This window comes from Bradyrhizobium sp. USDA 4474 (assembly GCF_054057515.1).
Map to the genome: position 1 here is coordinate 6,021,851 of NZ_JBSRZJ010000002.1, position 15,908 is coordinate 6,037,758.

The 15,908-nt window shown below is 65.1% G+C and carries 14 protein-coding genes and 1 pseudogene; 2 read left to right on the plus strand and 13 right to left on the minus strand.

What is annotated here, in order from left to right; genetic code table 11:
• Positions 1 to 10 precede the first annotated feature (10 nt).
• Together ACVW16_RS29855 and ACVW16_RS29860 are read left to right on the plus strand one after the other, a co-directional pair.
• Entirely contained in the window at positions 11 to 1,714 is a 1,704-nt protein-coding gene (locus tag ACVW16_RS29855) for a S8 family serine peptidase (protein WP_456734538.1), read from the plus strand.
• A gap of 494 nt (positions 1,715 to 2,208) precedes the next feature.
• Complete coding sequence (locus tag ACVW16_RS29860) at positions 2,209 to 2,793, plus strand: TIGR03809 family protein (protein WP_456734539.1); 585 nt, start codon at positions 2,209 to 2,211, stop codon at positions 2,791 to 2,793.
• Between the two features lie 122 nt (positions 2,794 to 2,915).
• Here ACVW16_RS29860 and ACVW16_RS29865 read toward each other — a convergent pair whose 3' ends face one another.
• The 13 genes and pseudogenes from ACVW16_RS29865 to ACVW16_RS29925 form a co-directional block, all read right to left on the minus strand.
• A complete protein-coding gene (locus ACVW16_RS29865) occupies positions 2,916 to 4,286 on the minus strand; it encodes a TIGR03808 family TAT-translocated repetitive protein (RefSeq protein ID WP_456734540.1) in 1,371 nt (456 codons plus the stop codon).
• 85 nt (positions 4,287 to 4,371) lie between these two features.
• Complete coding sequence (locus ACVW16_RS29870) at positions 4,372 to 5,034, minus strand: pyroglutamyl-peptidase I family protein (RefSeq protein ID WP_456702592.1); 663 nt, start codon at positions 5,032 to 5,034, stop codon at positions 4,372 to 4,374.
• A complete protein-coding gene (gene meaB / locus ACVW16_RS29875) occupies positions 5,031 to 6,020 on the minus strand; it encodes a methylmalonyl Co-A mutase-associated GTPase MeaB (RefSeq protein ID WP_456702593.1) in 990 nt (329 codons plus the stop codon). The genes ACVW16_RS29870 and meaB overlap by 4 nt, the downstream gene beginning before the upstream one ends.
• A 54-nt stretch (positions 6,021 to 6,074) precedes the next feature.
• Positions 6,075 to 7,061, minus strand: coding sequence for a tripartite tricarboxylate transporter substrate binding protein (locus ACVW16_RS29880; protein WP_456734542.1), 987 nt, complete (start codon positions 7,059 to 7,061; stop codon positions 6,075 to 6,077).
• Positions 7,062 to 7,174: 113 nt separating this feature from the next.
• Complete coding sequence (locus ACVW16_RS29885) at positions 7,175 to 7,936, minus strand: RsiV family protein (protein ID WP_456770925.1); 762 nt, start codon at positions 7,934 to 7,936, stop codon at positions 7,175 to 7,177.
• A 227-nt stretch (positions 7,937 to 8,163) separates the two neighbouring features.
• Entirely contained in the window at positions 8,164 to 10,320 is a 2,157-nt protein-coding gene (gene scpA, locus ACVW16_RS29890) for a methylmalonyl-CoA mutase (protein WP_456802536.1), read from the minus strand.
• Between the two features lie 16 nt (positions 10,321 to 10,336).
• Complete coding sequence (locus ACVW16_RS29895) at positions 10,337 to 10,801, minus strand: GFA family protein (RefSeq protein ID WP_456702595.1); 465 nt, start codon at positions 10,799 to 10,801, stop codon at positions 10,337 to 10,339.
• A pseudogene (locus ACVW16_RS29900) lies at positions 10,798 to 12,672 on the minus strand (methylmalonyl-CoA mutase family protein). Before ACVW16_RS29900 ends, ACVW16_RS29895 begins: the two are co-directional and overlap by 4 nt.
• An 81-nt stretch (positions 12,673 to 12,753) precedes the next feature.
• Complete coding sequence (gene folK / locus ACVW16_RS29905; RefSeq protein ID WP_456702597.1) at positions 12,754 to 13,245, minus strand: 2-amino-4-hydroxy-6-hydroxymethyldihydropteridine diphosphokinase; 492 nt, start codon at positions 13,243 to 13,245, stop codon at positions 12,754 to 12,756.
• Position 13,246: 1 nt separating this feature from the next.
• Positions 13,247 to 13,615 (minus strand): dihydroneopterin aldolase, encoded by a 369-nt coding sequence (folB, locus tag ACVW16_RS29910; RefSeq protein WP_456702598.1) that lies wholly within the window; start codon positions 13,613 to 13,615, stop codon positions 13,247 to 13,249.
• Positions 13,612 to 14,472, minus strand: a complete 861-nt coding sequence (gene folP / locus ACVW16_RS29915) for a dihydropteroate synthase (protein ID WP_456702599.1) — start codon at positions 14,470 to 14,472, stop codon at positions 13,612 to 13,614. The genes folB and folP overlap by 4 nt, the downstream gene beginning before the upstream one ends.
• Before the next feature lie 290 nt (positions 14,473 to 14,762).
• Entirely contained in the window at positions 14,763 to 15,170 is a 408-nt protein-coding gene (locus tag ACVW16_RS29920; RefSeq protein ID WP_456702600.1) for a DUF4332 domain-containing protein, read from the minus strand.
• Between the two features lie 27 nt (positions 15,171 to 15,197).
• Positions 15,198 to 15,563 carry a DUF2267 domain-containing protein gene (locus tag ACVW16_RS29925; protein ID WP_456702601.1) on the minus strand — a complete coding sequence of 122 codons (366 nt, stop codon included), beginning with the start codon at positions 15,561 to 15,563 and terminating at the stop codon, positions 15,198 to 15,200.
• Positions 15,564 to 15,908 lie beyond the last annotated feature (345 nt).

Here is a 15,908-nt window from a genome sequence, read left to right on the forward strand (position 1 = left end):
CCCTGCAGCGATGACGCGCAAGTCCCAGAGCCTGTTGCGAACCGGGGCCTATGCTTCGTCGCTCGGGGCCGCGCTCCTGCTTGCCTGTCCCGGTCTCGACGTCGCCCACGCCCAGGCGATCATGCGCACGCCGACGATCAGCATTCCCACGCGTACGCCCACGATCTCACCGGGCGTCGCGGCGCGTGTCGCGGGAGGCGATCACGGTCCGCATGTGACGCCGCACGTGACGCCCACGGTTCATAGCATCGCGCGGATCGCCCCGAATTCCGTCAACCCCGTGCTGCCCTACGCGCGCTACTCGCCAAATCTCTATCCGGCCTGCTCTAACGCCTCTCGCGATGCCGATGGCGAGTGCCTCGGCCAGCCGAATGGCGGCGGCGACGGCTCCGGCAAGTCGGTCAAAAAGAGCGCCCGCAAGGGACGTGGCAACGCGACGCCGGTTGCCATGACCTCGCGCAATTTCGCCAATGAATTCGTGGCCGAGATCGATGGCGCGCTGTCGCCGACCGAAGCCGACGAGCTTGCGCGACGCCACGGCTTGATCCGCATCTCTTCGGAGAATTTCCCGCTGATCGGGGCTACGGTCGGCCTGTTTCGCATCAGCGACGGCAGGCCGTACGAGACGGCGCGCCGCGAGTTCGCCGCCGATGGCAGCGTACGCTCGCTGCAGCCGAACTTCCGCTATTTGCTGCAGGACGAGAAGCCGGCGGTGCCGACCGAAGGCGATCCGGCGCAATACGCGCTCTCGAAGCTGCGGCTGCCGCAGGCGCACACGCTGGTGCACGGCGCCAACGTGACGGTTGCAGTGATCGATTCCGGGATCGACGCAAAACATCCCGAGCTCGCCAATTCCATTGCCGACGTCTTCGACGCGCTCGGCAGTGGCGAGGGCGCCCATATCCATGGCACCGGCATTGCCGGTGCGATCGTGGCCCATGCCAAGCTGATGGGCAGCGCGCCGGAAGCGCGCATCATCGCCATCAGGGCGTTCGGCGGCACTATCGGCGGTGCCGAGAGCTCGTCCTACATCATCCTGCGGTCGCTCAATTATGCCGCGGAGCACGGCGCCCAGATCGTCAATATGAGCTTTGCCGGTCCCAAGGACGCGGTCATCGAGCGCGCGATCGCGGCGAGTGCCGAGCGCGGCCTCGTGCTGATCGCGGCGGCCGGCAATGCCGGCGCCAAATCGCCGCCGCTCTATCCCGCGGCCAATCCCAACGTGATCGCAGTGAGCGCAACCGATCGGCAGGACAAGTTGTTCACCGCGTCGAACCGCGGCAACTACGTCGCGCTGGCCGCGCCGGGCGTCGACATCTTCCTGCCGGCGCCCGACGGCAAATATCAGATCACTTCGGGTACCTCCTTCTCGGCCGCCTACGTCTCCGGCGTCGCGGCATTGCTGCTCGAGCGCAACTACTGGCTCAAGCCGGAAGCGCTGCGCATGACGCTGGCCAAGACCGCGCGCGACCTCGGTTCACCCGGGCGTGATGATCTCTATGGCGACGGCGAGCCCGATGCGTTTGCTGCGGTGATGGCCATTCCGGTCGACGGCACGACGCCGGTCGCCGCCGCGTCCGCTACAACTAAACGTGAAGATGCCGAGAAGCGTCGCGAGGACCCCGGCATCCGCGCCCTCGAGCAGCGGCCCTCGCTGTCGAATTCCGGCGATAAATCCACGATTTTTCAGGCGGATAGGCCGCCAGCGCAGTAACGGCCGCAACAACATTGCGCGTCGGCCCAGGGTCGAAAAATCGAACGCCGCATTGAACGTTCAGCGTGCTGCCACGACCAAATTATGTGGGAGCGGTCATCCCTCCCCATCAGTCATATCAGGCGCGAGCGCCCATCCACCCCAAGCGCCCATATGGCTCGACCCGTCCGGTTGTCCCCCCGGACGGGTCTTTTCTTTTGGTCCCATCCGATGTCTTGAAGCGCGATGTGCAAGCGCCAGGTCTGATCAGCCTGCGGTTGAGGCCGCAGCTGCGGTCGTCGTCGCAAGGCCGGCGCGGGACGCGGCAAGCCCGCTATGCTTGTTCGAAGCTTGACTCGCAAACCCCTGAGAACTCCGCACGACTACGGTATTTCGTGACGAGAGCCGTGGCGTTGCTGGACAAGTCAAAACTTTTCCACAAAATATTCACGTCGCGTCTAAATTGATTCGTGTGCGTTGCGTCGCGTCCGTATTTTCTCCTGACGGGCTGGTTTATGACACATCGCCAAAGCACGGCTGTTGACCGCGACCTTGCGGCACGCTGGTGCGTTCTTGCCGAACAGCGGCTGGAGCATCTCTCCGAAATGTTCGAGACCGGACGCTGGCGCCGCTATCATTCCGAGCTCGCATTCCTTGAAAACATTCAGGAAGCCAAGCGTGCGGTCCAGACCTGGCGCGCGCTTGCGAGTGGCGGGGACGTCGCCGCGGCTGCCGCGAGCGTGACCTCCGCATTCGGCTGGTCGCCGGCGACCATGCCGCGCGTGCTTCCGCGCGAGCAGGCTCAGACCGTGCAGCCAAAGGCCGTGCACATCGCGCCCGAGACCACCGTGTCGGTCACGCTCGAGCCGACGCCGGGCGTGCTCGCAGATGTCGTCGAGGCGCCCATCGCACCGCTCGTCCCGATGGCGCCGCCAGCTCGAATGGCGCCGACTGCGCCGGCGGAGTCGATCGTCGCGTTCCTGCAGACCTTCGCGCCCCCCGCTGACAACATCGTCGCCGCCCCCGAACGCGTCGTCGAATTCACCTTCAGTCTCGATGGCATCGAGGCAAAGTACCCGCTGCTGCGCAATGCGTTCTAGGCTCAACGTTCCAGAGACCGCCGCGCTCTTCTCCATTCCGGCATCCTGAGGTGCGAAGCATGGGACGCAACGCGTCCCATGGAGAGCCTCGAAGGATGCACGGCCCGACTGCCAACGCGGCGCTACTGCCGCACCGCGTTGCCGCCGATCATCACCTGCGTAAAACGCTGCGCGCCGTCCGCCGACAGGTCCGAGGTCACGGCACGCGCGTGGTCCAGGCCGACGACGGCGCCGCGTGGGGTTTCCGAGATCATGTTGTTGTTGACGAGCGCGGCGCCGGCGCCCGGCGCGACGGAGACGCCGATGCCGGCGAGCGCCTTGCGGATCACATTGCCCGTGATCGCGACGTCGCGCAGATATTGGCCCCAGCCTGCGACGATGCCGTAGGACGGCGCATTCTCGATCACATTGCCTGTGACCGACGTGTCGGCCTCGACGTAAATGCCGATGCCGGCATCGTCATCCGGCGCCGTGCCGATCGGCCGCTTCGGGATCAAATTGCGGATGATGTTGCCCTGGACCACCGCGATGCGGCCGCCTTCGTTGAAATTGCAGACGGAGATGCCGACGGCCGCGCCATCGACCGTGTTGTTGGCGATCACTGCTGCCTCGAACGAAAACTCGGAATAGAGCGCGACCTCGCGCACGTCGCTGACGCTGTTGCCTGATATGTGGATGTTCGAAGCCGAGTTGCCGCGCACCGCGGAGTAGTCGCAATTCCTGATGCGGTTGCCGCGCACGATGACGTTGGCCGCGCGAAAGGCGTTGATGGCGTTGCCATACTGGCCGGAGCCGCCGGGGCCTGCCTTGATGTCCTCGATGCGATTGTCGGCGACGAGAGTGCCGTCGTCGCCGATTGCGGTGCGCAGGATTTCGATGCCGTTGTCGTTGGTGCCGGCGATGGTGTTGCGGGAGACGCTGAGACCCTTTGCGTCGAACGAGACCACGGCAGTCACCGCGATGTCGGTGAAGATGTTGCCGGCGATTTCGCCCGACACCTGCTCGAGCCAGATGCCGCTGCCGCCGGAGCCGGTGATCTCGCAATCGGTGATACGGACATCGCGGCCGCCCAGGACATGGATCAGCCCGCGCCGGGTCGGCAGTGGAATGCCGGCTCCTTCGAAGGTAATGCCAGTGAGGCCGATCGCGTCAGCGCCGTCGCTCTGTATCGCAGATGCTCCCCCGGTGAAGACGAGTTTCGTCGCGCCGCGCACGCCGATCAGTTGCGCTCCATCAGGCAGCCGCAACAGGCCAGTGCGATAGACACCGGGAGGCAGAGCAAGAGGCATCCGTCCGCGCGAGGCTTCGTCGATGGCCCGCTGGAGCGCGCGGGTCTGGTCCTCGCTGCTGCCGGGGCGCACGCCGTATTGGGTGGCATCGCGGCCGAGCAACGACGTCAGCGGCGCGGCGCGCGCGGCGTCGACCGGCATCGCGAGCGCGCCGGCCACGCCGGCGGTCGAAGCTCCAATGAGATGGCGGCGGCTGAGGTCCATGATGCGTCCTTCGGCGGACGCGGGATGTCCGCGAGAGTTAGGTAGCGCAGGGCGGAGGAGGCCGTGAGGATTGTTCGTGGTAGGGTTAAATGTTTACGCAACCGAATGTGCGTTCCTTGCGGGCCAAGTGCACCATCTCCATCAACATCGCTTCGCCGGCATCCACCAGTTCCTCGAGCGTGATCCGGGGCGCGCCCTTGCGCCGCACTGCGCCGCTGCGGGCAAGCAGCGGAATGTGGATGAATGCCGCCAGCCTCGGGCCGCCTGCCTTCACATTCTCGATCGCGCGCCAGCTCAGGTAATTGCAAAGATAGGCGCCGGCATCGCGCGAGGGCCGCGCATCGATGCCGGTGAGGCGCGCGGCGCGCAGCAGCCTTGCCGTATGCGGACCGAACGTCATGGCGTCGGCATGACCAGCGATGCCGCGCTTGCTCGACCGCGTGTTGGCGGCATCGGGCCACAGCATGGTGACGGCGTTACGCGCGCGGCTCTCGATGCGCAGGTAAGGCGTGCGTGCGGCGAGGCCGAACATCAACAGCGCATCCGGCTTCACCTGCGCCAGCACATCAGGCAATTGGCGGTCGACTGCGGCGTAGGTCACCGGAAAGATATGGCTGAAAATCTCGACGTCATCGAGCGCGGGACGGCGCAGTTGCGCCAGCCGCGTCACCAGGGGCCGGGTCGGATTGTGCGGCGCGCCCGGAAACGGCCCGAAGCCGGTGAGGAGAAGGCGGAGTTTTTCGCTCATTGCAGCAACTCCAGAATCCGCTCGGCGGCGAGCGCCGGGGTGAGATGGCCGTCGGCGACTTCCGCCTCGATCTTTTTGACCCTGGTGCGCACCGACGCCTCGCTCCGCAACCGCGACAGCATGCGGCTTTCCAGCATCGACCACATCCATTTCACCTGCTGGTCGCGCCGGCGCGCGGCGAACTCGCCGGAGGCATTCATCGCGGTGCGGTGATCCAGAACCTTCTGCCAGAGCTTTGCGATGCCGTCGCCGGTCAGCGCCGAATACGTCTCGACAGGGGGATGCCAATGCGCGGATCGGGGGCTCAGAATATGCAGCGCGCCGCGGTAATCCGCGGCCGTGATGTTGGCGCGCTTGACGTTGTCGCCGTCGGCCTTGTTGATCGCGATCATGTCGGCGAGCTCGACAAGGCCCTTCTTGATGCCTTGCAACTCGTCGCCGCCGCCCGGCAGCATCAGGGCCAGGAAGAAATCAGTCATGTCGCAGACCGCGGTCTCGGACTGGCCGATGCCGACGGTTTCCACCAGCACGACGTCGAAGCCGGCCGCTTCGCACAGAAGCATCGCCTCGCGCGTCTTGGCCGCGACACCGCCGAGGGTGCCTGATGACGGCGAGGGGCGGATGAAGGCATCGCGGGACGCCGCGAGTCGCGCCATCCGCGTCTTGTCGCCGAGGATCGAGCCGCCGCTGCGTGCCGAGGAGGGATCGACCGCAAGCACCGCAACCTTGTTGCCCCGTTCGATCAGGTAGCTCCCGAGCACATCGATGGTGGTGGATTTGCCGACACCGGGCGAACCCGTGATGCCGACGCGAAATGCCTTGCCGGTATCGGGCAGCAGCATCTGCACCAGCTCGCGCGCCTGCGCCTGGTGATCGCCGCGCCGGCTCTCCACCAGCGTGATGGCGCGCGCCAGCGCCGCACGATGGCCGGCGCGCAAGTCGCGGGCGAGGGCGGTGATATCAAGCGACGTCTTCTTCTCAGCCATGCCCTGCTTTACAACGGCGGAAGCGGGCGGGCGAGGGCCCCCAGACCTGGTAAATCAGGCTTTGGCAAAGCCGGCCGCCTTCATGGCCCGTCCCATCCGGCGATCCGCCTGGTCCATGAAGGTCGCGAACTGGCCGGCATCGCGCCAGACGGCGCCGAAACCGCGTCCGGTCATGAAGTCCTTGAATGCGGCGGAGTCGTATACCTTCTTCAAGGCTGCGGTCAGGCTGGTGGCGATGTCGGGAGGCAAGCCCCTGGGTCCGCCGATGCCGCGCCATGAACTGGTGGAGTAGTCAACGCCCAGCGCCTCCTTCAGCGTCGGCACGTCGGGGAAGATCGGATTGCGCGCCGGCGCCATGATCGCGAGGCTCCGCGCCTGTCCGGCATCGATCGTCGCGCGCGCCTCCGGCACCGAGCAAGTGGTGAGATCGAGGCTGCCCGTGACGAGATCCTGCATCGCCGCTGCCGCGCCATTCGACGGCGACCACGCGACCTGGTTGGCCGGCAGTCCCATCGCCTGCATCCAGCCGACCAGCGCAAGATGCCAGATGCCGCCTTGTCCGGTTCCTGACGCCTTGAAGCGTCCCTGCGGCGCCAGTCTCATGGCCTCCATGAGCTCCTTCGCCGTCTTGTATGGCGAGGAGGTGGACACCTGGATGCCTGGCGGATCTTCATTCATCATCGCCAGCGGTTCAAAATTCCGCGGTGTCAGATGCGTCGCGGCCTGCCAATGCAGCATCGCGATTTCCACGGTCAGCATGCCGATCGTGTAGCCATCGGGCGGTGCGGTTGCGATCTCGGCGTGGCCGATGACGCCGGACCCGCCGATGCGGTTGACGACGTTGAACGGCTGGCCGAGTTCCTTCTCCAGCAGCGTCGCGATCATGCGCGCCGTCGCGTCCGAGCCGCCACCCGCGCCCCAGGGCACGATCAGGCTCACCGGCCGCGCCGGATAGGATTGTGCGCGTGCACGCGGGAGAACAGCGGACGTGGCGGCAGCCACCGAAGAAGCCGCAAAAACGCGGCGGGTGATTCCTGGCATCAATAGTTCCGGCGGCGCCCTCGGGAATCGGGCTCGTGTCAATGCAATAAGCTACGCAGTTTTGCGCTGATGTCGCAAGCGGCCGTCCCGCGGCGCGGTAAGCAATGGTTTCCCTAGTGTTGCTCGTCAGCGTCGGCTTTGGGCCGCGCTCCGCCGAAAATGCGTGCGCCTTCCGGCGCGAGATAGGGCTTCAAAGTCTCCCACGGAACGAACGCGACATATTGCCCCTCGGCATAGGGGCCGACGGCATAGGGCGGGTAGTGAAACGTAAGACCGGAGCTCTTGTCCGGTTCGGTCGAGGGCGCGAGCGTCACCGCGCCGATCTTGGACAGGCTCGGTTCGACGCCCTTGAACCATTCAGTGGTCGCGGTGTCGCTGCCGTCGCGCTTCTTCTTCTCGATTTTCAGTGAGGCGATGATGGCCTTTGCCATCGCCTTCAGGGTTGGGCCGTTGTCTGCAGTCTCGGCGAAGAACGGCCGGATCGAGATCCGCTTGCTCTCGGACTTGTCCCAAAGAATCGTGTTCACGTCCGAGTTGGGATGAGCGCCATGGGTATCCATGTAGTCGTCGCGCAGCACGCTGACATAGCGATCGGCAACGACGGAGCGGATCGAATATTTGCGCTCGAAATCCCAGCCACCTGCCGTGAAGAATTGCGGATCCTGCTTGCGCGAGGCGGCAGCGTCGGCTGCGTTCTTGTCGAGCCACTTCTTGCCTTCGGCCAGGCAATCGGCAGCGAGCGCGGCATCCGCCTTGATCTTGTCGTCGAGGAAGACGCGGGCTTCGATGTTCCTGTTCTTGACGAGTGCGTCAGGCTTGGCGTCGGCCGCGAGGGAGGGGGAGGCCAGCGCGATGGTCGCGATAGCTGAAAGAATCGCGACAGAGCGCGGGAAAAACCCTGCTCGCCTGTTTGCACAATGATACGTCACGTCAGTATCCATCAACTCTCTATCCGAACGTCGTCGAGGCGCACGGACGTTTGCTTGAGCGCAACGATCGCAAGATGAACCAGCGCAGAACGCGCAGCGCGCACACCAGGACGTGATGATTGTCGCGACAGCACGCCTGCTGGTTTGATGCTGGGAGCCTGAAGGCGGCGGAATTACTCCGCCGCCTCGCTGTGCCCGAGCCGGGCATTCAGCTTGCGGATCAGCTCCTCGGCGGCATCAGCGATCACGGTGCCGGGCGGGAAGATCGCTTCGGCGCCGGCCGCGTAGAGCGCGTCGTAATCCTGCGGCGGGACCACGCCGCCGACGATGATCATGATGTCCTCGCGGCCCTGCTTTTTGAGCGCGGCTTTCAATTCCGGCACGGCCGTGAGGTGCGCAGCCGCGAGCGAGGAGACGCCGAGGATGTGGACGTCGTTCTCGACCGCTTGCCGCGCCGCCTCATCGGCGGTGGCGAACAGCGGCCCGATGTCGACGTCGAAGCCGATATCGGCAAAGGCGGACGCGATCACCTTCTGGCCGCGGTCGTGGCCGTCCTGGCCGATCTTGGCGACGAGGATGCGCGGACGGCGGCCCTCTGCTTCCTCGAACGCATCGATCAGCGCCTGAACCTTCTCGACCTGGTTGCCCATGCTGGACGCCTCCCGCTTGTAGACGCCGGTGATGGATTTGATCTCGGCGCGGTGGCGGCCGAACACCTTCTCCATCGCGTCCGAAATCTCGCCGACGGTTGCCTTGGCGCGCGCCGCGTCGATCGCGAGCGCGAGCAGATTGCCCTTGCCTTCGCCGGCCGAGCGCGTCAGGGCAGCGAGCGCGGCATCGACGTCCTTCTGGTTGCGCTCGGATTTGAGCCGCGTCAGCTTGTCGATCTGCAAGCGCCGCACATTGGTGTTGTCGACCTTGAGGATCTCGATCGGCGCCTCATCCGTAGGCTTGTACTTGTTGACGCCGATCACCGCCTGCTTGCCGGCATCGATGCGCGCCTGGGTCTTCGCCGAGGCCTCCTCGATGCGCAGCTTCGGCACGCCGGCCTCAATGGCCTTTGCCATGCCGCCGAGTTCCTCAACCTCCTGGATGTGGCTCCAGGCCTTGGCCGCAAGATCGCACGTCAGCCGCTCGACGTAATACGAGCCGCCCCAGGGATCGATGATGCGGGTGGTGCCGCTCTCCTGCTGCAGGAACAGCTGGGTGTTGCGGGCGATGCGCGCGGAGAAGTCGGTCGGCAGCGCCAGCGCTTCGTCGAGCGCGTTGGTGTGCAGCGACTGGGTGTGGCCTTGCGTGGCCGCCATCGCCTCAACGGTCGTGCGCATCACGTTGTTGAACACGTCCTGGGCGGTCAGCGACCAGCCCGAGGTCTGGGAATGCGTGCGCAGCGACAGTGAGCGGGGGTCTTTCGGGTTGAACGGCTTCAAGAGCTTCGCCCAGAGCAGCCGTGCGGCGCGCAGCTTGGCCACCTCCATGAAGAAGTTCATGCCGATCGCCCAGAAGAACGACAGCCGCGGCGCAAAGCGGTCGACGTCGAGCCCTGCGGCAAGCCCGGCGCGCAGATATTCGACGCCGTCGGCAAGCGTATAGGCGAGCTCGAGGTCCTGCGTTGCGCCGGCCTCCTGCATGTGATAGCCGGAGATCGAGATCGAATTGTACTTCGGCATCTTTTGCGAGGTGTACGCAAAAATGTCCGAGATGATCCGCATCGAGGGCGCGGGCGGATAAATGTACGTGTTGCGCACCATGAACTCCTTCAGAATGTCGTTCTGAATGGTGCCCGACAGCTTCTCCGGCGGCACGCCCTGTTCCTCGGCGGCGGCAACGTACAGCGCGAGGATCGGCAGCACCGCGCCGTTCATGGTCATGGACACGCTCATCTGGTCGAGCGGAATGCCCGCAAACAGCGTGCGCATGTCGTAGATGGAATCGATGGCGACGCCGGCCATGCCGACGTCGCCGCCGACGCGCGGATGATCTGAGTCATAGCCGCGATGCGTGGCGAGATCGAAGGCGACCGAGAGGCCCTTCTGACCGGCAGCCAGGTTGCGGCGATAAAACGCGTTGGAGTCCTCCGCCGTCGAGAAGCCGGCATATTGCCTGACCGTCCAGGGCTGGTTGACATACATCGTCGGGTAAGGACCGCGCAGGAACGGCGCGATGCCCGGATAGGTCTCGAGGAAATCGAGCCCGGCGAGATCAGCCTCGCCATAGACAGGCTTTACCAGAATGCCCTCGGGCGTCAGCCACGGCTCGGCGCTGCCCGACGGCGCAACGGTTGCGGTCCGCTCGAACGCGACATCAGCGAAATCAGGAATGCGGCTCATCGCTTCAACCATATCCTCAATCATGGTCCGGATGCTGGTGGCTGACGATGGTCGCCATCTTCTCCGGCCCGTAGTTCTGCTGCGTGGTCTGGCTCGGCAGGTTGGAGATGCCGACCACCCAGCCGAGGCGGGACTCGGTGCCGAACTGACGCGTCGGCACCAGGCGATCCGGCCGGTCGAAAGCGCCGGTCATGATCTCGATCCGCTCGCCGTCGATGCGGCCAAAACTCAGCGGCGTGCCGCAAGCCGCGCAATAGCCGCGATCGGCGATCGTGGAGGAGCGGAAGAACGACGGCTCTCCCTTTGTCCAGACGAAGTCCGTGCGGTTGATGTCGGCGAAAGAAGCGAACGGCGCTCCGCTCGCTTTCTGGCACATCCGACAGTGGCAGATCGAGACCCGGTTGGGCGTGGCCGAGATCGCAAAGCGCACTGCGCCGCATTGGCAGCCGCCGGTGAGAACGGGTTTGCTCGCGTCGGTCATGCCTGCTCCATCCGCAAATAAGCGTCCTGCAACATGGCAAGCGCATCGCCGCCGGCAAACACGAAGCCGGTGACACCGGCGGCACGCAAGGCCGCCTCGGCTTCCGCGGGGCGGCCTGCCAGATAGATATGTCGCGCCCCCGCGGTTTGCAGGGCCCCGGCGGCGGCCTCGGCGTGTTCCGCATAGATCTTGTCGCTGGAACAAAGGCAGACGAGTGGGGCGCCGGAGGCCTTGAAGGCGGCAGCCAGCGTGGCGGGATCGGCAAAACCCTCGCTGTCGATCGCCTGGATACCGCCGGCCTCGAAGAAGCTTTTTGCAAAGGTTGCGCGCGCGGTGAAATCCGCAGGCGTGCCGAGAGTGGCCAGGAACACGCTCGGCCGTGCGCCGTGCGCCTTCAGGACCGCGTCGGACTTATCGCGCAAGGCCTCGAACGGTTGTGCCAGCCGGATCGGGGCAAGTGCGTCGAACTTGTATTTTGGCTCGCCGTAAGGCGCGAGCGCGATCGGCGTCGCCTTCAGCACCGCCGTCTCGTTCTCATGCAGGTTCGGAAACTCGCTCGCGCCGGTCAGCACGTCGCGGCGCTTGGCGATGTTGGCGTCGCGCGCGTTTCGCGCGGCTGCGACCTTGCCCTGGAACAGCCCCTGCCGAAGCGCGGCGAAGGCGCCGCCGGCTTTCTCCGCCTCCTGGAACAGCGTCCAGGCGGTGTCGCAGAGCTGCGCAGTCAGTGTCTCGACGCCGCCCGCGCCGGCAGCGGGATCACTGACCTTGGCGAGGCTGCTTTCCTCGAGCAGCAGAAGCTGGGTGTTGCGCGCGACACGCGCCGCGCGAACGGATCCGGCAGACCAAGCGCCAGCGTATGGGGCAGCACGGTGACCGCATTGGCGCCGGCAAGTCCTGCGGCAAACGTCGCGATCGTTGCACGCAGCATGTTCACATAGGGATCGCGCTGCGTCAGCATGCGCCAGGCGGTATCGGCCGCAACGAACAACGGTTTTGGCGTGAGCCCACACGCGGCCTCGATGCGTGCCCAGAGCAGTCGCAGCGCGCGGAACTTCGCCATGGTCAGGAACTGGTCGGCGTCGGCCGCCAGCCGCGCATAGACCATGCCTTGCGCCTGCTCCAGCGGAATGCCCGCGCTTTCGATGACACGCAGATAAGCGACGCCACAGGCGAGCACGAAGGCGAGTTCCTGAACCTCGGAGCCGCCGGCGTCGTGGATCACGCGCCCGTCGGCTGAGGCAAACGGCCCTTTGAAGCCGAGCGCGGCAAGGCTCTTGATGGCGCCGGCGACGGCGGGCGTGATCTCCTCCCAGGTGAAGGGGCTATGACCCCACACTGCGCAGGCCGCGAGCGGATCGAGTCCGAAGCGGATGTTGCAGGCGGCGGGATCGAGGCCTGTGCTCTTGACATATTCCGCAATATGGATCGCGGCCATCCGCGATTGCGGTCCGACCTGGAGCTCGATGCCGATGCCGGCGTCGAGGTGAATGTCCCTCAAGACTTTCGCGATCGCCTCGGCCGTCGGTTCCAGGCCGAAACCGTGGCTGCCGCTGCCGCCGGCGAACACGAGCGCGAGCCCGGTCGCACCGTTCTCGAGATCGGTCAGCGCTTGCGTATTGGCCATGCCTGCATCGGGATGATCGATCCGCTGGACGATCTGCCACGGCGCCGCTGCAGGCCGTCCCACCACCGGCGCGACGTCCGTGGCGCGGGGATAAAGTGGATCGATCTTCAATCCGTCATAGGTCTTGCCGACCAGCTTCTCGAACGGCCCGCCCTTCAACACGCCGTCGACCAGCTTGCGCCAGTCGTCAGCGCGTCGCCTTGGGAAAATCAGCCGCCAGCGGCAGATCGTCGGTCACGGAGGTCATACGGCCAAGGGCTCCCAAACGTATCGACATTCGCAGGCGAAATTGCCACGGCGGAGCGCCCCTGCAAACGGTTGTTTTTGGTTAACCGGTATCCGAAAGCCGCTCAATGCCTTGCGTCGAGACGCTGGCGAGCCCGTCACGCACACGAATGCCTGAGATCACGCGGTCCGGCGCGATTTCGGCCAGCGGCACCAGCACGAAGGCGCGCTCGAACAGCCGCGGATGCGGCAAGGTCAGATCGGGCTTCGCCATCGACACATCGTCATAGGCGATCATATCGAGATCGAGCGTGCGCGGGCCCCAGCGCCGAGCCTTGCTCCGCGTGCGTCCGAATTTCTGCTCGACCTTCTGCATCACGAACAACAGCGCGTGCGGATCGAGATCAGTCTCGATCTCGACACAGGCATTGATGAAGGGATCCTGGTCCTCATCGCCCCAGGGCGGCGTCGTGTAATCCGACGAGCGCGCGATCACTGCTGCCTGCGCCATGCCGCAGATGTGGGCGATCGCCTTGGCGAAGGTCGTGCGGACATCGCCGACATTGCCGCCCAGTGCGATCAGCACGCTTGCCATATCAGGGATGCCGCGAGCGCGTCAGCACGACGCCGACGTCGTCGAAGATCGCGGCGATCGGCGCATGCGGCTTGTGCACGGTGATCTTCACGGCGCGGATGCGCGGAAAGTTCGACAGGATCGCATCGGCGACGGCGCCGGCCGCGCGTTCGAGAAGCTTGTAATTGGTGTTCTTGAAGGCCGCCGTCGTGGTCGCCACCACATCGGCATAGGAAACGGTGTCCGCGAGGCGGTCGCTGCGCGAGGACTCCGACAGATCGGTGTAGAGTTCGAGGTCGATGACAAACCGCTGGCCGACTTCGGTTTCGTGATCCAGCACGCCATGGCGCGCATGGATCGAGAGGCCGCTGACGAAGATCGTATCGGTCATTGCTTGCTCTCGATTGCGTGCGCCACCCGCAGGGCCTGCAAGGTCTCGGCGACGTCATGGGTCCGGATGATCCTAGCACCCTTTTGCGCGGCGATCAGATGCGCGGCGATCGAGCCGGCGAGGCGTTCCTTCGGTTGCGAGGGCGACACCGAAGCGATGAAACGCTTGCGCGAGGCGCCGACCAGGACCGGCAGGCCGAACATGTCCAGCTCCTGGAGCCGTGCAAGTGCGATCATGCTCTGCTCGGGGGTCTTGCCGAAGCCGATGCCGGGATCCAGCACGATCTTGTCGCGCGCGATGCCGGCCTTGGCGGCGATATCGAGCGAGCGCAGGAAGAACGCCTTCATGTCGGCGACGATGTCGATCGCAGGGTCCGCACTGTCGCGATTGTGCATGACGATGACAGGCACACCTCGCGCTGCGACCAGCGGCGCCATGTCGGTGTCGCGCTGCAACCCCCAGACGTCGTTGGCGATGGCCACACCCTGGTCGAGCGCGAAGGCTGTAACCTCCGCCTTCATGCTGTCGATCGAAACCGGCACGCCGAGCGCCACGATTTCAGCCAGCACCGGTTTCAGCCGGGCCAGCTCGTCCGCTACCGTCACCGGCTTGGCGCCTTTGTAAGGGCGGGTGGATTCGGCGCCGATATCGATGATGTCGACCCCGGCCTCGATCATTGCCCGCGCCCGCGCCAGAGCCTGATCCGGCGCGACGAAATCGCCGCCATCGGAAAAGGAGTCCGGCGTCACGTTGAGCACGCCCATCAGCACCGGCAGAGGCCGGCCCACGAGCGTCCGTAGCGCATCCGGCCCGGCCGAGCCGGCCGGCGGGACGGATGGGGAGGGCGAGGCGTTCATGCGGGTGGCTTTGCGCGGTCAGAGAGGGGGAGTCAAGACGGGATCGGCGGCTGAGCCGATGCCACGCCGTAGCGCCAGCCCCGCGCAATGACGAAGTCATTGTCGCTGGAGGTCCGAGCCTCTTCGGCGAGCCTCGAAGGACGACGCGCGGCTCTCTCCGTGCAGATGTAGCGGCGGCCGCGCATCGTGCGACGCTCCCGGCGGCGCGATGCATCGCATCGCGCCAATCGCACCTCCAGCGACACCCGCTTCGCGGTTGCGCGGGATGTCGGATCAAGACGGCGCTACGATCAATAGGTAATCTTCGGCGGCAGCTTCTTGGCCTTGGCGATGATGTCGCCGACCGACTTCTCGGAAGGAAGAATGCGGACGAGCTTCTTCCGGTCGTTGGCCTCGCGCATGCTCTGAGCCAGCCTTGCCGGATTCCGATAGGCGAGCTCGCGCACGGTGGTCACGCCGGCGGCGCGGACCAGGCCGATCTTGGCCCGGCCCATGCCGGGAATCCGCATGTAGTCGGAGACGTTGGCCCACTCGAGGAGCTGCTGCTCGCTGATGCCGGTGCTGGCCGCGAGCGCCTTGCGTCCCTTGGCGGTGCTTGCGGCTTCCAGCAGCGCGTCGGTGGTGCGGATTCCCTGCGCCTTCAATTTGTTGGCAGCAAAGGCCGGCAGGCCCTGAATCTCGGAGATGGGATATGTCATGGTACTCGGCGTGAAATGACGACAGCTTCAGGCGAACTGGCTAAGGCCTGGCGTCCCTGCAATGATCTTGCCCATGTGATCCGCTCCGACTTTGTCTCGGCCATAGCGGAAAAGTTCACGGGCCACGTTCTGAATGTCGGACATGCCGAGACCAAGTCCCATCAGGCGCGTGCCGACCGCCATCAGACCGCCGCCCATCAGCCGCGACAGTCCGCCGCCGCTGGTGGACGCTTCGATCGCGCCTTCTGCACCAGGGATCTGGTCGATCAAGGCCTGCACGCTGTCGGAGGGACCTTCGCTGCGGAGGAATCCCAGGATAATGCCGACGGTCTTTTCAGCGACAGCACTATCTATACTGGCGCTTGTCGCCAGCCGTCCGATCAGCTCGTCCATATGGGCCTGCCCCTCAGCCGGTTCACATGCCGGAGATTATCTTCGAAAAATGATCTTGAGCCGGTGCGATGTGAAATTCAAGCGATGAACGCGCGCTACGTTCCGATTCATTCTCGAATACGGGAAAGGTGTTGCAGCAATGCAAGATCGAAGAAGAAATGGTTGCAAAGTTGCCGCGAGGCGAATGTATCGCTCCGACTTTCGACGCATACCGCGCGCGGTGTCTCCGACAAAGTCTTGATGTCAACGCGGTTTTTGAGCGGTTTCAATCGCCCTGCGACATGCGGTAGACTACGGAACTGGCGGGCTCGAGTTTCGATCCGCGAAACAACCATAGAGAAACTG